At 36.0% G+C, this 18,899-nt stretch carries 17 protein-coding genes and 1 pseudogene; 9 read left to right on the top strand and 9 right to left on the bottom strand.

The window, feature by feature from the left end:
• Positions 1-21 precede the first annotated feature (21 nt).
• The 6 genes and pseudogenes from citF to J3U57_RS01575 form a co-directional block, all read right to left on the bottom strand.
• Positions 22-1,551, bottom strand: a complete 1,530-nt coding sequence (citF, locus tag J3U57_RS01600; protein ID WP_267333717.1) for a citrate lyase subunit alpha — start codon at positions 1,549-1,551, stop codon at positions 22-24.
• A gap of 12 nt (positions 1,552-1,563) precedes the next feature.
• On the bottom strand, positions 1,564-2,451 hold the full coding sequence (gene citE / locus J3U57_RS01595; RefSeq protein ID WP_267343632.1) for a citrate (pro-3S)-lyase subunit beta: 888 nt from the start codon (positions 2,449-2,451) through the stop codon (positions 1,564-1,566).
• Positions 2,448-2,738, bottom strand: coding sequence for a citrate lyase acyl carrier protein (gene citD / locus J3U57_RS01590; protein WP_065634739.1), 291 nt, complete (start codon positions 2,736-2,738; stop codon positions 2,448-2,450). The genes citE and citD overlap by 4 nt, the downstream gene beginning before the upstream one ends.
• A 21-nt stretch (positions 2,739-2,759) precedes the next feature.
• Positions 2,760-3,794: a [citrate (pro-3S)-lyase] ligase gene (gene citC / locus J3U57_RS01585; RefSeq protein ID WP_267343631.1), complete on the bottom strand. Its 1,035-nt coding sequence runs from the start codon at positions 3,792-3,794 to the stop codon at positions 2,760-2,762.
• A gap of 4 nt (positions 3,795-3,798) precedes the next feature.
• Complete coding sequence (locus tag J3U57_RS01580) at positions 3,799-4,644, bottom strand: fumarylacetoacetate hydrolase family protein (RefSeq protein WP_267333714.1); 846 nt, start codon at positions 4,642-4,644, stop codon at positions 3,799-3,801.
• A 95-nt stretch (positions 4,645-4,739) separates the two neighbouring features.
• A pseudogene (locus J3U57_RS01575) lies at positions 4,740-6,029 on the bottom strand (2-hydroxycarboxylate transporter family protein); the annotation flags it as partial.
• Positions 6,030-6,311: 282 nt separating this feature from the next.
• On the opposite strand from J3U57_RS01575, the gene J3U57_RS01570 reads away from it, so the two are divergent.
• From J3U57_RS01570 to J3U57_RS01540, 7 genes are all read left to right on the top strand, one after another.
• Entirely contained in the window at positions 6,312-7,904 is a 1,593-nt protein-coding gene (locus J3U57_RS01570) for an ATP-binding protein (protein WP_267333713.1), read from the top strand.
• Between the two features lie 10 nt (positions 7,905-7,914).
• On the top strand, positions 7,915-8,616 hold the full coding sequence (locus J3U57_RS01565) for a response regulator (protein ID WP_065634742.1): 702 nt from the start codon (positions 7,915-7,917) through the stop codon (positions 8,614-8,616).
• Positions 8,617-8,784: 168 nt separating this feature from the next.
• Positions 8,785-9,756 (top strand): glutathione S-transferase family protein, encoded by a 972-nt coding sequence (locus J3U57_RS01560; RefSeq protein WP_267343630.1) that lies wholly within the window; start codon positions 8,785-8,787, stop codon positions 9,754-9,756.
• Between the two features lie 21 nt (positions 9,757-9,777).
• On the top strand, positions 9,778-10,518 hold the full coding sequence (locus tag J3U57_RS01555; protein ID WP_267333712.1) for an amino acid ABC transporter permease: 741 nt from the start codon (positions 9,778-9,780) through the stop codon (positions 10,516-10,518).
• Complete coding sequence (locus tag J3U57_RS01550) at positions 10,515-11,273, top strand: amino acid ABC transporter ATP-binding protein (protein WP_267333711.1); 759 nt, start codon at positions 10,515-10,517, stop codon at positions 11,271-11,273. The genes J3U57_RS01555 and J3U57_RS01550 overlap by 4 nt, the downstream gene beginning before the upstream one ends.
• 18 nt (positions 11,274-11,291) lie before the next feature.
• Positions 11,292-11,717, top strand: coding sequence for a GNAT family N-acetyltransferase (locus J3U57_RS01545; protein ID WP_267343629.1), 426 nt, complete (start codon positions 11,292-11,294; stop codon positions 11,715-11,717).
• A 45-nt stretch (positions 11,718-11,762) separates the two neighbouring features.
• Entirely contained in the window at positions 11,763-12,584 is an 822-nt protein-coding gene (locus J3U57_RS01540; RefSeq protein ID WP_267343628.1) for a transporter substrate-binding domain-containing protein, read from the top strand.
• 32 nt (positions 12,585-12,616) lie between these two features.
• Here the strand turns inward: J3U57_RS01540 and J3U57_RS01535 are convergent, their stop codons facing one another.
• Positions 12,617-13,096 (bottom strand): AraC family transcriptional regulator, encoded by a 480-nt coding sequence (locus J3U57_RS01535; RefSeq protein WP_267343627.1) that lies wholly within the window; start codon positions 13,094-13,096, stop codon positions 12,617-12,619.
• A gap of 306 nt (positions 13,097-13,402) precedes the next feature.
• On the opposite strand from J3U57_RS01535, the gene J3U57_RS01530 reads away from it, so the two are divergent.
• Positions 13,403-14,260, top strand: a complete 858-nt coding sequence (locus J3U57_RS01530) for an RNA ligase family protein (RefSeq protein ID WP_267343626.1) — start codon at positions 13,403-13,405, stop codon at positions 14,258-14,260.
• 3 nt (positions 14,261-14,263) lie between these two features.
• Entirely contained in the window at positions 14,264-15,406 is a 1,143-nt protein-coding gene (locus J3U57_RS01525) for an AAA family ATPase (RefSeq protein WP_267343625.1), read from the top strand.
• Between the two features lie 72 nt (positions 15,407-15,478).
• Here the strand turns inward: J3U57_RS01525 and J3U57_RS01520 are convergent, their stop codons facing one another.
• Positions 15,479-16,876 carry a glycoside hydrolase family 1 protein gene (locus J3U57_RS01520; RefSeq protein WP_267343624.1) on the bottom strand — a complete coding sequence of 466 codons (1,398 nt, stop codon included), beginning with the start codon at positions 16,874-16,876 and terminating at the stop codon, positions 15,479-15,481.
• Between the two features lie 10 nt (positions 16,877-16,886).
• Positions 16,887-18,749, bottom strand: coding sequence for a beta-glucoside-specific PTS transporter subunit IIABC (locus J3U57_RS01515; protein ID WP_267343623.1), 1,863 nt, complete (start codon positions 18,747-18,749; stop codon positions 16,887-16,889).
• Positions 18,750-18,899: the final 150 nt, after the last annotated feature.

The raw sequence follows: 18,899 nt of genomic DNA, 5'->3' as shown, positions 1-18,899 counted from the left end.
GTCATGCTATAAAGTGATAAATTAATCTTTAACTTGACGAACAACATCAATGACTGAACCATCACGGAAGTGAACAATACCCACAATTTTATCTTCAAATTCAATTGGTTTTGGTTCACCTGTTAATGAAACAGCACGTTGATATAGCTCTTCAATGCTCATGACCGGTAAATTTGCTGCTTTTAAACGTTCTGCTATTTCAGGACGAGCAGGATTAACCGCAATACCATGATCGGTTACAAGTACATCAACACTTTCACCTGGCGTTACAATCGTGGTGACTTTTTTAATGACTGTAGGAATACGGCTACGAATTAATGGTGCAACAATAATGGTTAAGTTTGCACCGGCTGCTGTATCACAGTGCCCACCTGATGCGCCACGCATCACGCCATCAGAACCCGTTAACACATTAACGTTGTAATCAAGGTCAATTTCTAGTGCACTCAGGATAACAATATCTAATTCATCAACACTTGCACCTTTAGATGCAGGGTTAGCATAGACATTTGTTGATACTTCAATATGATCTTTATTTCTACCTAAAGATTGACCGGCTGCGCCATCAAAGCTTTGTGTATCTAATAAACGTTTTACTAATCCTTTTTCATGCAAATCAACAATACTTGCTGTGATACCACCTAATGCAAATGATGCAGTGATATTTTTAGCACGCATACGATTTTCTAAAAAGCGCGTTGCCGCGGTTGAAGAAGCACCAGAACCGGTTTGGATAGAAAATCCATCTTTAAAATAACCTGAATACTCAATTACATCAGCTGCGTAACGTGCAATCATAAGTTCACGTGGATTGCTGGTAATACGTGCAGCCCCTACGCTAATTTTAGTTGGGTCACCAACCTCATCAACTTTCACAATATAGTCAACTTGATCTTGGCGAATAGATGCAGGATGGTTAGGATAACCAACGATGTCTTCAGTAAGTAATACCACTTTTTTAGCAAATTGGGCATCAACCATGGCATAACCTAGCGCACCACATTGTGATTTACCTGATACACCATTAGCATTACCTTGCTCATCAGCAGTTGAAACAGCTAAAAATGCGATATCAATATTAATTTCACCACTTTGGATAAGTTTTACTCGTCCACCATGTGAATGAATATGGACAGGGTTTTGCATTAAACCATGTGAAATTGCATCAGCTAATTTACCACGTAAACCAGACGTATAAATTTTTGTGATTACGCCTGACTCGATATGTGGAATTAGTGCTGAGTTACAGCTTAACAATGAGCTTGAAGCTAAAGTTAAGTTTTTGATACCTAACTTACTAATCGTCTCGACAACTTTGTTAATAACCTTATCACCTTCACGAAATGCGTGATGGAAAGAGATGGTCATACCGTCACGTAATTCACATTTGTGTATTGCTTGTTCAATAGAATCACATAATTTTCGTGTATATTTAGACTCATCTTTTAAATAGGGAGTGGTTGTATTCGCGTCAATAAATGGCGTAATATTCTTGAGATCGGGATGCTGTTTAAGCAAATCATCAATTTTTTTGTTTATAGAAGTAGTCATTTTGTCATCCTATCAAAGTTCTTTACGTACACCGGAATATTTTGCTAACTCAATAACTTTTCTAGCGCGTTCAATAATCGGTGCATCAATCATTTTGCCATTTAGAGAAATAACGCCTAGGCCTTTTCTTTCTCCTTCTTCTGCTGCTTCAACCACTTTTTTAGCATTTTCAACATCAGCAGCTGTTGGCGCATATGCATTATGTAGTAATTCGATTTGTCTTGGATTAATCAGTGATTTACCGTTATAACCTAGTTTTTTAATTAGGCTAACTTCTTTTAAGAAACCTTCATCGTCATTAACATTGGAATAAACCACATCAAAGGCATCAATTTTTGCCACACGTGCTGCATGTAAAACTGCACAGCGAGCATAAAACAGTTCGGTACCATCACCACGCTCAGTTTGCATGTCAACTAAATAGTCAAATGCAGCTAGCGCAATACCGATTAAACGAGGAGAAGATTTAGCAATAGAAACAGCATTAACCACACCTTGTGCAGATTCGATTGCTGCCATTAACTTAGTACTACCCACTTCTCGACCACACTCTTTTTCGATTCGTTCAACGTGTGCTTCAAGTTCATGAATATCTTCTGCTGAGTTTGTCATTGGTAAACGAACCACTTCAACACCGGCACGTACCACAGCTTCAAGGTCTTTTAAACCAAATGGGGTATCTAACGCATTAATTCTTACAACCGTTTCGATACCATGTTCTTTATAAACAGGTAGTAATAATGTTTGTGCAACTAATAAGCGAGCCGAATCTTTTTCTTTAATTGAAACCGCATCTTCAAGGTCAAACATGATTGAATCTGGTTTATATACGAAAGATGTTGATAACATTGCTGCATTTGCGCCCGGAAGAAATAACATACTGCGACGTAATTTTTTCATAGTAATTTACTCCAATCTAAGTTTTCTTCTTCAGCGCCGCGTAATACTGCACATTGAATTCTTGCTTTAATCGCGCAATCTAGCGCACCTTTATCATCGATAATTATCATGCCATCGGTTACATTCAGATCACGTAATGTTTGATCGACAACTGCACGAATTTGATCGCCGAATTGTTTATTAACATCACTATTAATAACAATTTCTATCCCTGTATTTGGCATAACTTTGACTAACAAATCACTCGATTCGAGAGTCCCAGCCATGGCTTCTTTTTGTATTTTCATTTTTTTACCTTTTAAAATGTATTAAATTTTAAATTTATCCAAATTAGCTGAAAGATAGTCCCAAGTTGTTGTTGGAACTAACTGTTTTATTTGTTCATATTGCCCCGATGCTAATAATTTTCTAACTAATGATGCCGATATAATCGTATCGCCTTCGGTTTTTCGCTCAATTTCAACAACAGTAATTGGCGATGAATTGCTAACCGTATTATCCATAAGCCAATAGCGCATAGCTTCATTATAGGCTTTAGTCACTTCATCATTTGGTTCAGTTCCAACGAAGCGGTAGCTGATATTTAGCGCTGGGGCGATATAATTTCGAAAAATAAGCAGGTCGATTCCCATATAAGCGTAATTGATCTTCGCTTTATCTTTTAAAAAATAAGTAGGGAATGTTGCTCTTGAAATAATATAAGGTGAACTTGCATGGACTGTCACATTCTTGAACTGTTTGGTACCTTCTTGTACTAACTTTATTCGAGTTTCAAATGAAAATAATGAGGCATTTTCATTGACAACAAAAACATGCAACCAGTCACATTGATTTGCCGCATATTCGACAAGATATTGGTGACCTTTGGTAAAAGGGTTCGCATTCATCACAATGCTACCAATCTTTTTACCTTCTTGTTGTAGGCTACTAAGTTGTTTACAGTACTGTTGAATACCAACAGGGGTGTTTTCCATCAGCACAACAAGATTTGTTATTTCAACAATAGGATAAAAACCGCATCCCTTAAAAAAATCAATATTTTCAGGTTTTGTATATAAAAATAGATGAAAATAGCCTTGTTCGTTGGCATATTTTATAGTGTGATCCATTAAGGTTAAATTAAGCTGATTACCTCGATATTCTGGATCAATAGCAACACATTTGATGATGTCACGGTCCATACCTGCACAAGCAATAATTTTACTGTTAATTTTTGCTACTGTAAAAATGGTCACTTGAGAGTCTAAGTCAAGATCTGATAACGCGAGTAACTGTTTTATCGCTTGATAATCTTGTTCTGACTTCGAAATATCAATAACTTCATAATCAGCTAAATCATACATAATGTTACCTTTTTTCTGCAACAACAGTGTTAGTTAGACGTCCGATTTTAGTAATTTCTACTTCTATTTTATCACCATCTTGCATAAACACAGGTGGATGACGTTTTTTACCTACCCCACCTGGTGATCCTGTTAGGATAACATCGCCCGGCGATAAATGTGTAAATGTACTGATATATGCAATTAATTCAGGTACAGTATGGACCAAATTAGAAATTGAGTCATGCTGCATTTGTTGACCATTTAGATATGTGGTCAGTGATAATACAGTCGGATCTGGAATTTCATCAGTGGTTGTTAAATTTGGACCAAATGCGCCAGTACTTGGCCAATTTTTACCAGCTGTAAACCAAGTATATTGCCAATCACGAATAGAACCATCCATGTAACAACTGTAACCTGCTACGTGTGATAAAGCATCTTCTTGCTTAATTCTAAAACCAAATTTACCAATAACAATGGCTAATTCACCTTCGTAATCTAACTCATTTGTAATAGCAGGCTTAATAATATTGGTTTTATGACCAGTTTGTGAATCAGGAAAACGAACAAATAATGTCGGCGCAGAACTGGTTTCATTAAATTCTGCTCGTTTTTCTGCATAATTCATTCCTACACATAAAATTTTGTTAGGATTAGGAATGACTGGTAAATAAGTAATGTCTTGTTCATCAATGTCACATGGTGCGTCAAGAAAGGTTTTGGCAATAGATAATCCTTCTTTGTCTGCAAGTAATGATTTTAAGTCGACGTATTTATTGTCTAATTTTTTTCTTAAATCAATAATGCCATTTTCAGTGAGAAGACCAAAACTTGCTCGATCAGAGACAAGATAACTGACAAGCTTCATGAAAACTCCTTAAAAGCTGTTTATGTTGATTGTAAATACAAAATAAAAATGAACAACCTTAGTATAAACCAAGGTTGCTCTTAAATATGTTAAAACTATACTAAGAAATTGCCGAGAATGAGTAATGATACTGATACATTGATCGCACCACCGATACGGGTAGCAATTTGAGCAAATGGCATTAATTCCATACGTTCAGCGGCAGTTAAGATAGCAACGTCACCTGTTCCACCTTGACCGCTTTGACAACATGAGATTACTGCTGCATCAACTGGATACATACCTAATTTTTTAGCTACAAAGAATCCAGTGGTAACTAAACTAACAACAGTACACACAATAACTGTCAAGTTTACTAATGTAAAGGCTGATACAATTTTATCCCAAGGTGTGATTGCAACACCTACAGCAAATAAGATTGGGTAGGTAACAGAGGTTTGGAAGAATTTGTAAACCACTTGTGAACCACTTAATACTTTTGGTGAAACACCTGATACTAATTTTACAAGAACTGCAGCAAATAACATACCAACTGGTGCAGGAATACCTGTTACTTTATGACCAATCATACCAACCATATAAAGAATAGCGGCTAATAATACACCTGAAGCAAAAGTTGTTACATCAATAACTGAATCAGCTTTAGTTGTTTTACTGCCAGCAATATCGTTTTCATCCGCTGGTAATAAACGACCATTACCGGTTAAATGTGGATACGCTTTACCAATACGGTTAAGAACACCACCACAAATAATACCTGTTAAACCACCTAACATAACAATTGGTAATACTCGGCCAAGTGCTTCACCTTGTTCCATACCTAAAATTGCAGCATAGCCAATTGAAAGTGGGATTGCACCTTCACCAACGCCACCTGCCATGATAGGTAATACTAAGAAGAAGAATGTTTCAAATGGTGTTAAACCAAGTAGATAACCTACACCTACACCAACAAGCATTCCGACAATTTCACCGCAAACCATTGGGCCAAAGATTTTTAAGAAACCTTGAATAAGGGTTTTCTTATCCATGTTCATGATACTACCAACGATGATACAACAAATGTATAAATAAAGAATGTGAGTATCTTTATAGAACTTCGTTGTCGCTTCAACAACCGGTTTAGGTAGAATGCCATAATAGACTAAAGCAGACGGAATAAAGGTTGCACAAATTGCCGCTGCACCCATTTTACCTACGATTGGCAAACGTTTACCAATTTCGCCACATAAAAAACCAAAAAAGGCACAAGTAACGACCATCACTACGATTTCACTTGGTAGTTTGCCTGTTACTAATACTTCAGCGAAAATTAAGATACCCGCTATAATAAATAGCGGTAAAGGAATCACACCAATTTTATAATTATCCATAAGTTTCCACCATCCGTATGGCCAAAACTTTTGCGTGTTACATTCGCTTTGTATGTTATCTTTAACCGTTTCATTCTGCTTTTTTTCAACTGAATTGAAATCCACCATATTTTTTTTATCTCCAAAATATTTTTGCTTTGTTTGAATGGCGCATATAGTGACAAAATATTAATACTATTTTTGTGATATAAATCATAAATTGACAGTGGTTTTTATGGTTTTAAAGGCTCTATGTTTTTTAATCATGTGTTAAACTCACCATTAGCGATATTAAATAGACAATTAAGTATAAAAATGCGAAAACGTATTCATCTATCATTTACAACAAAATTATTTTTCTCTCTTTTAATTTTTTCATTAATTATTCTAGCTTTACTACAAAGCTATATATGGAATTTGACAGAAACCTCGCTGTATCGAAGTTTAGGCGAAAAAGCACAAATTCAAGCCAAGGAACTGGCTGTTATACCGAGTTTAATCAAGTATGTTGAAGAAAGAGATACTGATAAAATAGCACAATTGATTTCGGATATTTATGAACAAAGCGACGCAAGCTATATTGTAATTGGCGATGCTCAGGCCTATCGTTTATATCATACCGCAAATAGTGCATTAAATTCCCCTATGGTTGGTGGTGATAATCACGAAGTGTTAAGTGGTAATAGTAGTGTTACTATAAGCCAAGGCTCACTAGGTTTAGCCCTGCGCGGAAAAGCACCAATTATTGATAAGGGTAAAGTCATTGGTATTGTTTCGGTTGGTTATATGATTGATGACATTCATGTCTTACATGTTAATCAATTTATTCCGATTATTATTTTTTGTTCACTCCTATTTTTGGCATTGTTTATTTTTTCATTTTGCTTTTCTAAATCCATCAAAAAGCAGATGTTTAATTTAGAACCAAACGAAATTGCATTACTGGTTAAAAGTCAAAAATCGATTATGGAGTCAATTTTTGAAGGCATTATCGCAATTGATCTTAACTACAAAATAATCAATATCAATCAATCGGCAAGAAGTATGTTAAACTTTAATAATGATGATGATGATTTGCTTAATCATAATCTACGTGATTTTATTCAATCTAATGATTTTATTTATGGTAGCGATAATCAAAATCAAGATATCCATGATTATATTTGTTATTTTAACGAAACGAGTGTTATTGCTAATAGGATTAGAATTATTGTTGATGATAAAATACAAGGTTGGGTAATCACATTTCGTAACTTCAACGATATTAACGTATTAAGTATGCAATTGACCCAAGTTACCCAGTATGTTGATAATTTAAGGGCAATTAGGCATGAACACCTAAACTGGATGGCAACGTTATCTGGTTTAATTTATATGAAGCGTTATGATGAGGCACAGTCATTTATCGCTTTACATTCAGCTGATAATCAAAATAATTTAGATTTCATTACCCAGCATTTTAAAATAGCCGCTATTTGTGGATTATTAATTGGTAAATATTCAAAATCACATGAAATTGGTTTGAACTTAATATTTGACCCGGCGTGTCAATTAAACGCATTACCTGCTTCAATATCTGAAACTGAATTTATGTCTATATTGGGTAATCTGCTTGATAATGCATTTAATGCGTGTTTAAAAAACGATAATGGTGATAAATCCATTTATTTATATATAAGTGATGCTACAGACGAAATTGTCATTGAAGTAAGCGATCAAGGTTGTGGGGTAGAAGAAGAGCTTCGAGACTCTATCTTTGAACCGGGCGTTACTTCACAAGATAGTAAAGAACATGGTATTGGTTTACACCTTGTGTCAACCTACATAAAAAAGGCAAATGGTTATATTACATTTGGAGATAATCAGCCTTACGGAACAATTTTTTCCGTTTTTATACCAAAAAAATAGAGGTTAAAGTATGCAAGAAAATAAAGAAGATGCTATTAAAGTTCTCATTGTTGAAGATGAGCCTATTTTAGCTGAATTAAATGCTGATTTTATTCAGCGAGATACAAAAGTAAAAGTCGTTGGTATTGCTTCCAATTTAGAGGAAGCAAAAAAGATGGTAGAAAAGTTAAAACCCACTTTAATTTTATTAGATAACTATTTACCCGATGGTAAAGGGATTGAATTATTCGAATATATTATTAATAACAACTTAAATTGCTATGTTATTTTTATTACCGCAGCTAGCGATATGGATACTTGTAGTAAAGCCATTAGATATGGAGCATTCGATTATTTAATTAAACCGGTGTCTTATCAACGTTTAAAACACTCGTTAGCACGTTTTGAACTGTTCTTATATCGTCAAAGCTTACAAAAACATGTCAATCAGCGAAGAATTGATGAACTGTTCAACCTACAAACCAAAGATTTTGTTGATATTAATCGTCATTCAAAAGGGATAGAGGAAATTACCTTGCAAAAGGTTAAAGATCTTTTTATGCATACCGATACCCCTCAAACCGTTGATGAAATTGTTGAAAAAGCAAAAATCAGTAAAACTACAGCTAGACGCTATTTAGAGTACTGTGTTCAAACTAAAGTATTAACTGTCGAACTTAATCATGGAAAGATAGGCCGCCCTGAAAGATTGTACAAACGTCTAGGTAAATAGTTATTGTTGTTAGGTCAATTATTTGCTCAGACACCATCTTCTATATAATTGATAATTATATAAATATGCTTATTTGTTATTTTATCCATTAATTTTTTGATGTTAGATTGATTTTATCCAAGGGTTGGATTGTTTGAAATTAACGCATCAAAAAATAGGAGTAAGCATATGGCCATTGCGATAGGAAAAGTTGTTACTACCGAAAATAATGAAATTAACCAAGACGGTGCTTTTGTTCGTCAAACAAATCGTTTTGATACCCCATTTGGAAATAAACCGGGTATGTTACCGGTTGAGGCTGGTCGTTATCGTTTAATTTGGGCGGCGATTTGTCCTTGGGCACATCGGCAGATGATTGTTATCAAATTATTAGGTTTGGAAAATGTGATCAGTGTTGGCAAAGTTGCGCCAATTCGCACTGAGCATGGTTGGGAGTTTTCACTTGATCCTAATGGTGTTGACCCAGTGTTAGGCATCCGTTATTTACCAGAAATTTACGCTAAAACCGATCCTGAATATAATGGACGAGCAACAGTCCCGACCGTTGTCGATGTAAAAACCGGCAAAGTTGTCAACAACGACTATTTTAAATTAACCAACTATTGGGAAACTGCATTCAAACCTTTCCATAAAGCGGGTGCGCCTGATCTCTATCCGGAACATTTACGTACTGAAATTGATGAATTGAATGATGTGATTTTTCATGAAGTCAATAATGGTGTTTATAAAGCGGGATTTGCTCGCTCACAAAAAGCTTACGAACACGCTTATCATCTTGTTTTTAATCGATTAGATGAATTAGAAAAACGCCTAAGTAAGTCTCGATATCTTTTTGGTGATCACATTACCGATTCGGATATTCGCTTATACGTTACATTAGCGCGTTTTGATGTGGCTTATTATGCTGCTTTTAACACAAATCGTAATCGAATTATTGATTTTCCTAATTTATGGGCTTATGCCCGAGATCTTTATCAAATCCCCGCTTTTGGTGAAACAACCGATTTTGAGTCAATTAAAAAAGGGTACTTTTTAGGTAATAATGCCCATAATCCTTATGATATTTTGCCCTTAGGGCCTGATGTTAGTCATTGGCATACTCCTCATAGCAGAGATAAACAATTTCGTACTCATCAATAATTGATTATTGGGATAATACGCATGCCAAATATATTAGATTTCGGATTGATATTTACTCAAATACCTACGTTACTGGCTTATTTGCCAGTCACGTTATTTATTACCTTTTTTTCAATGCTGCTTGGCGTAATGTTTGGGTTAGTGATTGCCATTGTTAAAATGAATAAAATTCCTGTTCTTTCGCAACTAGCATCGGTTTTTGTTTCATTTATTCGAGGAACGCCTTTACTTGTTCAGCTTTATTTAAGCTTTTATGGGATCCCAATTGTTCTGCGTTATATCAACTATTTTTATCATACTGATTTTAATATTAATAGTGTGCCTCCAATGCTATTTGTACTCATTGCCTTTTCTTTTAATGAAGCTGCTTATAATTCCGAGACTATACGAGCCGCGTTACAATCGGTCAGTAAAGGTCAAATTGAGGCGGCACAATCGTTAGGGATGAGTTATAGCCAATTGTTACGACGTATTGTTATTCCTGAAGCATTTATTGTGGCCTTACCAAATCTTGGTAATGCTTTTATCGGTTTGCTTAAAGGAACTTCGTTAGCCTTTGTCTGTTCAGTCACTGAAATGACAGGTCGCGGTAAAACCTTAGCAGGACACAGTTATCGTTATTTTGAGGTTTATATCTCTTTGGCACTTATTTATTGGGCTTTAACCATTATTATTGAATTAATCATTAAGTATATGGAAAACCGGTTAACGATTTCTGACAGTGTGAATACACCCAGTTATCGCCGAGGAAAATTATTATGATTAAGGTACAGAACTTAACGTTATCTTTTCAGGATAATCTTATTTTAGATCATCTTAATTTCGCTATAAAACCGCATGAAGTTGTTGCTATTATCGGCGCATCGGGAGCAGGTAAATCCACTTTACTACGCTGTTTAAATTTACTTGAAAAACCCCAGCAAGGTAACATCCAAATTGATAATTTTGGCTTGGATGTTAGCCGCATTAAACAACGTGATATTGTTCAGTTTCGCCAAAAGTCAGCTATGGTATTTCAACAATTTAATCTTTTTCATCAAAAAAATGCCTTAGAAAATGTGATGGAGGGTTTGATTATTGTAAAAAAATTGCCAAAGGAGAAAGCACGTAAAATTGCGCATGAAAAGCTTGTTCAAGTCGGACTTGAGGGGCGAATGTACCATTATCCAAAACAGCTATCTGGAGGGCAACAACAGCGAGTAGCGATTGCCAGAGCATTAGCGATGGACCCTAAAGTGTTACTGCTTGATGAACCTACTTCAGCGCTCGATCCTGAGTTAGTTGGCGAAGTATTATCGACCATCAAATTAGCCGCACAATCAGGGATTACGATGATCCTTGTTTCGCACGAAATGAGCTTTGTGCATGAAGTAGCTAGTCGAGTACTGTTTTTAGATAAAGGACAAATTATTGAAGATGGTTCACCTAAGCAGGTGTTTAATAATCCGACCCAACCACGAACCAAATCTTTTTTAGCAAGATATTTTAGTGCAATGCAAATGGATTATGAAATCTAATCAGTTTAAGAGGTATCAATGAGTATAAAGATTCAACAACATTGTGAAAATATTAATTGGCAAGATGTTGCCGATTTATTGGCTTTTTATGGACTTAGTTCGCTCGATGCAACAGCGCAAGAGCGAGTGTTTAAAAACAGTTATGGTGTGATTTTTTTGCTGGAACAAGATCGCGTTGTGGGCGTTGGTCGTACATTATCGGACGGTATTTGTCAGGCGGCAATTTATAACATTGCATTAGCTAAACACTTGCACGGGCAACAATATGGACGTTTAATTGTAGAAAAGCTCGTTGAGCAGGTACAGCATTGCAATATCATTCTTTATACTCATCCACAAACAGTAGAATTTTATAAAAACTTAGGGTTTGATTTAATGAAAACAGGTATGGCTCGATATCAGGCCGATCATCGAATTGAAATGAAAAATATGGGTTTTATTTAAGGTTAACTCAATAATGCTCATTTAAAATGAAAGGAGAATTACGGTATGAACTATAAAAAATGGTATGGTTTTGTCATCTTAGCCGCGTTGTTTTTGTCTGGTTGCGATAACCAAAATAAAGATTCACAATCCACAACAAAACAAAAAATTATTATTGGGACTTCAGGATCGCCAAACCCTTTTACAACGGTCGATGAAAAAGGGGAATTGGTTGGTTATGATATTGATGTGGTGAAAGCCATATTTAGCGAGTTACCTCAATATGAAATTAGTTTTGAAGTGACTGAATTCTCATCTGTTTTAGCTGGACTTGACTCTCAGCGTTATCAAGTTGGTGCCAATAATTATGCTATGAATGAAAAGCGCAAAGAAAAATATTTCTATTCCGATCCAATTTTTAAAAACCAGTATGTTATTGCTGTGGCTAAAAGTAACAATGACATTAATCGCTTTTCTGATCTTCAAGGAAAATCAACTGAAGTCACACCAGGACTTAATTATGCGACAGCATTAGAAACCTACAATGAACAAAATCCCAATAATCCTGTTAAAATTGTTTATAGTGAAGCCGATTTACTACCTGTGTTGCAACATGTCGAGAGTGGTCAATACGACTTTCAGTTAATAGATAACGTGATGCTATCGCAATATATCAATGAACATAAACTCAATCTCAAAACGATAGAATTAAGTCAAGAAGATGGTGATCGTATTGGTTCTCCATTTAGTTATTTGTTAATTAGTAAAGGCGCAAGTGGTGAGCGATTAACTCAAGATATTAACCAAGGTATACAAAAAATTATCAATAATGGCAAACTAACGGCAATCAGCCAACACTATTTTGGTGAGGATTATTCACCTAAATAAGCTTTGTTCTGTTAGATAACCGAGTTTATTTGTTACGCTAATGGCAAATACACATCGGTTATCATCTCTGATGTTGGAATAGTTAATCCTACATTTACGTAATGAAAAATCGGTGGATAACTGCCTATTTTCTCTCTACTTTGTGGTAACCACTGTTCAAGTAAATAGATAATAGCTTGGTTATTATTTCGCGAACCAATATCACGAGCCTTGGCACAACGGAGCGCGGGAATAGTTTTACTGACAATGCCATAGGCATTTTTAGCAATAGGTTTGTCTATTGAAATAGCAAAATCGACGTGATGCTGTTCTAAAGGTGTGATAGCGGGATTGGTGTAATGGATACCATAACATTGGTATTTTTCGTTATCGAATAAGTTGTTCTCTTGTCGCCATTTAATGAGTTTATTGACAGTTTCATGTTCTAACAGTGGCGAACCATGATGTTCGATAACCGCTAAATTTGTTGCGGGAAATTGCACAATTTCAACATCCATAATAACCTCAGTCACGTTATCTTCGTATCCTACTTATAATCATACTGAAATTCTTCATTGTTACTAGCATTGATTATTAAATATTATAAATTGACTTGACAAGCTAGCTGCACAACCAGATAATGGCGCCGTTTTTTTAACCTAAACTTTTTATTATAGCGAGGTGGCAAAATGCCTGTAGTTAACACTTTATCTTAATGCCGGCACGGTATTTTCTATCATATTGTATTTTTGCTTTTACCTCTCAAAGCATTCTCGTTGCACTTCAATTTATAGATTTTTGCCTTGTCGGTTTTCCCTTATATTTTTGGAGAAAACATCATGACAATGGAATCTTATATTCAAAATTTAGAATTAATTAAATATCCAAGAACACCCCATTTACAGGGTTCACGCTTACAATTTGGTGATAGCACCGACGGACAGCGTGCTTATAACCAGTTACATAATTGCTATATTGTCGTTGAAGAAAAACTCGATGGTACTAACTGTGCTATAAGCTTTTCGCAAAGTGGCGAACTGTTATTACAATCGCGCGGCCATTACTTAATGGGTGGTTCAAGAGAGCGTCAATTTAATCTATTAAAACACTGGGCTAGTGTACATGAACATTGGCTATTAGAGCGGTTAGAAGATCGTTATATCATGTATGGTGAATGGTTACATAAAAAACACACTATCTTTTATGATGCATTACCTCACTATTTTTGTGAATTTGATGTTTGGGATAGACAGCAACAATGTTTTTTATCGACCCAAAAGCGGCATCAGCTATTAGCTAATGGTCCGGTTTTATCGGTACCGGTGCTATTTGCTGGGCAAGCACCGACTAAATTAGCTGACTTATTAGCGTTAGTTAAACAGTCTTTAGCCAAAACTCAGCATTGGCAGGCTTGTTTTGAAAAAATAGTCACACGTGACAAGATTGATTTAGCCAAAGCGTGGCAGCAGTGTGACCGCTCGGATTTAATGGAAGGGCTGTATTTAAAAATCGAAAGCGAACATCACACAATCGATCGTTTAAAATGGGTGAGACAAGATTTTGTACAAGCTATTTTAGACGCTGGTCAACACCATTTAGAGCAGCCGTTTATTGCCAATCAACTTGCTGATAATGTCGATTTATACGCACCACAGTTAACCGTCAATTGGAATCAGCAAGTTGGCGTAGGGAGATAAATAATGGACTATTTACAATTACAACAGCAAGTGGCTAACAGTATTGCTAAAGATAATTTCGATGACTGGTTAACGTGTATTCCAGCATTAACTGCGCTTATTACCACACCACAAGACCCGTTGCATCATGGTGAAGGTAATGTTTGGATACATACACAAATGGTATTGCGCGCATTAATTGAACAAACTGAGTTTGCAAAAGCTACCGAGGAGCAACAATTTGTATTATTTATGACAGCGTTGTTACATGATATTGCTAAACCAGAAACCACCGTGATTGATGAGGTCACGGGTAAAATCAGTCAACCAAGACACTCCCAAAAGGGGGAAATTCGTAGCAGAGTATTGTTGTGGCAAATGGCCGTCCCTTTTGAACTACGTGAACAGATATGTCGTATTATCGCTGTTCATCAAGTTCCGTTTTTTGCGTTAAGTGATACGCATCAGCGCTATTCACCCCAATACCTTGTGCATCGTCTGTCATGGCAATTACCGGTTTGGATGCTTTGCCTGCAAGCGAAAGCGGATATGCTGGGGCGTATATGTGCTGATAAAGCTAGAACTTTGGATGAAGTGGAGTTATTTAAACAACTCGCGCTAGAAGAAGAGTGTCTGTATCAACCTCGCCAATTTGTTGATGATCATACGCGAGTACACTATTTTCGCGGCAGTAATGTCTTGCCTGATTATGCACTATATCCACAACAAGGATCAAAAGTGATATTGATGTCTGGTTTACCGGCTTCGGGCAAAAATAGTTGGGTGAGTAAGCATTATCCAACATGGCCGGTTGCTTCTTATGATGATGCGCGCAGTGAACTCAAATTAAAGCATGGCGAAAATGAAGGATTAGTGATTCAATTTGTATTAGCTAAGGTGAAACAATGGTTACGAGATAAGCAGCCTTTTATTTGGAATGCTACCCATTTGTCACAGGATATGCGGCAAAAAGCACTCGATTTACTCTATGCTTATCACGCCGAGGTTGAAATCGTTTATATAGAACAACCGGAACAAGAGTTATATCGGCGTAATTTAAAACGCGATACAAGCTTAGCGAATAAAAAAATTCAGCGCATGTTTAGTAAATGGCAAGTTCCCTTACCGACCGAAGCACATCAGGTTAGCTATGTGATAAATCAGTAATTAACACAATTTTCAGCAATAGAATGGGGCTTTATTTAGCCCCATATTTGTCAATTGATAGCTATGACAGGGTTAAACTCCATTATCTTTAATCACTTTTTGATACCAATAGAAGCTATCTTTTTTGATACGATTTAGTGTTTTTAAGTCATGATCATCTCGATCAACATAAACAAAGCCATAACGTTTTTTAAATCCTTGATGAGAACTTAATAAATCAATGACTGACCATGGGCAATAACCAAATAACTCAACACCATCTTCAATCGCATCATGACAAGCTGAAATATGAGCTTTAATATAATCAATGCGATAATCATCATGCACTTTATTATCTGGTGTTAATTCGTCTGGAGTACCTAAGCCATTTTCAGTAATGATTAGGGGTAAGCGGTATTGTCGATAATATTCATTGAGGACTAAACGTAAACCCATTGGATCAATTTGTGCACCGTAAGTGCTTGCTGTTAAATTCGGGTTTTTTTCAATTTTAAAGTAACCATACAGATCAAAATCGATATCATTATGTTTAGTGCCAAATGGATGCTTTGCATCTTCCGGCAAATAGCTTGCGACTAATGTTCGATAGTAATTGACCGCAATAAAATCCGGTTTAGCTTGTTTTAAAATGTCGGCATCTTCCGGCTGGGTTTGTGGATAGATATCACAACGTTGTAAATAGTGTTTGTAATAACCTGGGTAATCACCGAAACAATACATTTCTAGGGCATAATTAGTTTTAAAATTATCATTCATTTTAGCTGCCCAAACATCCATTGGTTTGTTACTTGCAGGGTAGGTCATGGTGGATGATACCGCCGGTCCCACTTTGCTTCCCGCAATTAGTTCATGACAATCATTAGTTGCCATCGCATGCGCAACAAACATGTGGTAATCCATTTGTGCTCTCACTTTTTCAGTATCTGCTGGTGCGACTTTATACATGTTCATTCGTTCATTAACTCGAATCATCAAATTTTGTTCATTATTGATTTGCCAATGTTTTACCCGATCGCCAAATGCTTTATAGCAGACCTGAGCATAGCGTCTAAACGCATCGACACAACGGCGGTCTTGCCAACCATTATATTTATCAACTAATGCAAAAGGTAAATCAAAATGATAAAGGGTGATAAATGGAATGATACCGTTTTTTATTAATTCGTTAATTACTCGATTATAAAAATCGATCCCAGCTTGATTTATTTTACCATCGCCATCAGGAATAATACGTGCCCAAGATATCGAAAAACGATAAGTTTTTAAGCCCAACTCTTTAAACAACGCAATATCACTCTCTACATGGTGATAAAAATCACTGGCAACTTTGCTATCGGCTTGTACTGCTGAGCGTTGAAATGAATTATAATCAGCAACTGTCATTCCCTTGCCATCGGCATCCCATCCACCTTCAATTTGAAATGCAGAAGAAGATGCACCCCACCAAAAATCCTTAGCAAATGTTTTCATATTTTTACCTCTAAACTTGAATAAATAATAATTGGTCTTGATAATTAACGTCGATATCTTTGGTGTAATCGACATTTTTATATTGTTCTGAATTAACGACAATTATTGATGTTGTTAAATCATATTGTTGTTGTTTAATCTTATCGATGTCAAAGGATACAATTTTAGTCCCTTGTTTAATGTGTTGCCCCACTTCAACATAAGATTGAAAATAGTTGCCTTGCAGGTTTACCGTATCGATACCAATATGGATTAGTAACTCTAATCCATTATCTAATTTTAAACCTATGGCATGTAAAGTGGGATAAAGTACTGTAACTGTGCAATCTGCTGGCGCAATGACTTCACCGATTTCTGGATATATAGCGACACCTTTACCCATCGCGCCAGATGCAAACACTTCATCTTTAACTTCACTAAGTGCAATAACATGCCCTTTGATAGGTGAGGTAATAGTCTGATCGGAAAGTAATAAATCTGGGCTATGCGTTTGGTTTGATGTAGACATTTCCTCGCTTGGTAGATCTTGAAATCCAACAATCATCGTTAAAATGCATGAACCGAAAAAAGCAAAAGATATGCCAATTAAATAGCATAAAAATGCAGTTGTACCGGCTTCAGCGTAAACAGGAATGGTTAATACCCCTTGATTGGCAAAAGCAGTACCGTACGATCCTCCCCAGCCCATTAGCCCGCCAGCGATAGCGCCACAAATAACCGCACAAATCATCGGTTTTTTTAATCTTAAATTCGCACCATAAATTGCGGGTTCAGTAATCCCAAATAAAGCGGTAATGGTTGCCGATGCCGCAACTGTTTTTAAATTTTTATTTTTGGTTTTGAAAAATACACCTAATGCCGCGCCAGCTTGTGAAAAATTGGCGGCTCCAGCAAAAGCGAGTAAGTTTTGCCGACCAGTTTGCGCTACGTCATTAATGCCGATTGGCACAATTGCCCGATGTGCACCAAAGATGACTAATATACACCAGATACCACCAATAAATGCCCCTAATAAAATAGGGCTAACACCCATAATGTAGTAATAGATCCAGTTTATAAATTCGCCAATGTAGATGCCAATAGGACCGAAAATTAGTAATGTAGCTGGTATCATAATCAGTAATGAAAAGGTTGGTACCATGATAATTTTCAATACTTCAGGGATGATAAATTCTAAAAATCTTTGTACGTAACTTAAAATGAATATGGCTAAAATAATTGGAATAACGCTAGAGGTGTAACTTGCTTTGGTTAATTCAATAGTAAACAGAGTGACTTCAGTTTTACTTGCCATTAACGTGACAATTGATGGATAGCACAGCGTTGCCCCTATGATCATCGATATAAATTCGTGGGCTTTAAATACTTTTGCAGCGGTATAGCCTAGTATTATTGGCATGAAGTAGAAAACTGCATCTGATGCAGCATGTAAAATCGTATAGGTGTTGTAAGTTTTGATATCTGTTTGATAGTAATAATTACCAATCATAACAGCAATCGCTAAAATTCCTTTTAACATACCAGATGCGGCAATTGCCGGAATCACGGGCGTAAAAATAGCAGCAAAAGCGTTAAGAATTTTTACGCCAATTGATACTTTAGGTGGCGTTTGTTCGCTGGTCTCTAATTTTCCGAGCAATGGCATGATTTCTTGATAAATTTTGGTGACTTTATTTCCTAGTACCACTTGATATTGTCCACTGCTTTCTACAACTGAAATAACGCCCTCTGTTTGTAATAATTTTTCACGATTCGCTTTGTTGCTATCAACTAATTGAAATCTTAAACGAGTAAAGCAATGCGTTAAGCTAACAACATTAGCTTTACCGCCGACTAATTGTAAAATTTGTTGTGCAATACTTTGATAATCCATTATTTTCTCCATTACATTACCGAATGGTTACACACTGATAAAAACTAAAATCCGCCAAATAAGGTTATCGGGAATATCGGTTACAAAAATTTATAGAAGATATTTTCTGCTAATTTGTAAAATTATTTTTATCGTTGTTTGACTTACTTC

It is taken from the genome of Gilliamella sp. B3464 (assembly GCF_026536145.1).
Classification (GTDB): Bacteria; Pseudomonadota; Gammaproteobacteria; order Enterobacterales; family Orbaceae; genus Gilliamella.
The sequence above is the reverse complement of the archived record's forward strand: the minus strand, read 5'-3'. Positions and strand labels throughout refer to the sequence as shown.

Excerpts from the sequence above, each read along its gene's own strand:
- J3U57_RS01540 (WP_267343628.1), top strand. The coding sequence starts at position 11,763 with ATGAACTATAAAAAATGGTATGGTTTTGTCATCTTAGCCGCGTTGTTT.
- J3U57_RS01560 (WP_267343630.1), top strand. The coding sequence starts at position 8,785 with ATGGCCATTGCGATAGGAAAAGTTGTTACTACCGAAAATAATGAAATT.
- citF (WP_267333717.1), bottom strand. The coding sequence starts at position 1,551 with ATGACTACTTCTATAAACAAAAAAATTGATGATTTGCTTAAACAGCAT.
- citD (WP_065634739.1), bottom strand. The coding sequence starts at position 2,738 with ATGAAAATACAAAAAGAAGCCATGGCTGGGACTCTCGAATCGAGTGAT.
- J3U57_RS01550 (WP_267333711.1), top strand. The coding sequence starts at position 10,515 with ATGATTAAGGTACAGAACTTAACGTTATCTTTTCAGGATAATCTTATT.
- J3U57_RS01555 (WP_267333712.1), top strand. The coding sequence starts at position 9,778 with ATGCCAAATATATTAGATTTCGGATTGATATTTACTCAAATACCTACG.
- citC (WP_267343631.1), bottom strand. The coding sequence starts at position 3,794 with ATGTATGATTTAGCTGATTATGAAGTTATTGATATTTCGAAGTCAGAA.
- J3U57_RS01580 (WP_267333714.1), bottom strand. The coding sequence starts at position 4,644 with ATGAAGCTTGTCAGTTATCTTGTCTCTGATCGAGCAAGTTTTGGTCTT.
- J3U57_RS01565 (WP_065634742.1), top strand. The coding sequence starts at position 7,915 with ATGCAAGAAAATAAAGAAGATGCTATTAAAGTTCTCATTGTTGAAGAT.
- J3U57_RS01530 (WP_267343626.1), top strand. The coding sequence starts at position 13,403 with ATGACAATGGAATCTTATATTCAAAATTTAGAATTAATTAAATATCCA.
- J3U57_RS01515 (WP_267343623.1), bottom strand. The coding sequence starts at position 18,749 with ATGGATTATCAAAGTATTGCACAACAAATTTTACAATTAGTCGGCGGT.
- J3U57_RS01545 (WP_267343629.1), top strand. The coding sequence starts at position 11,292 with ATGAGTATAAAGATTCAACAACATTGTGAAAATATTAATTGGCAAGAT.
- citE (WP_267343632.1), bottom strand. The coding sequence starts at position 2,451 with ATGAAAAAATTACGTCGCAGTATGTTATTTCTTCCGGGCGCAAATGCA.
- J3U57_RS01520 (WP_267343624.1), bottom strand. The coding sequence starts at position 16,876 with ATGAAAACATTTGCTAAGGATTTTTGGTGGGGTGCATCTTCTTCTGCA.
- J3U57_RS01525 (WP_267343625.1), top strand. The coding sequence starts at position 14,264 with ATGGACTATTTACAATTACAACAGCAAGTGGCTAACAGTATTGCTAAA.
- J3U57_RS01570 (WP_267333713.1), top strand. The coding sequence starts at position 6,312 with ATGCGAAAACGTATTCATCTATCATTTACAACAAAATTATTTTTCTCT.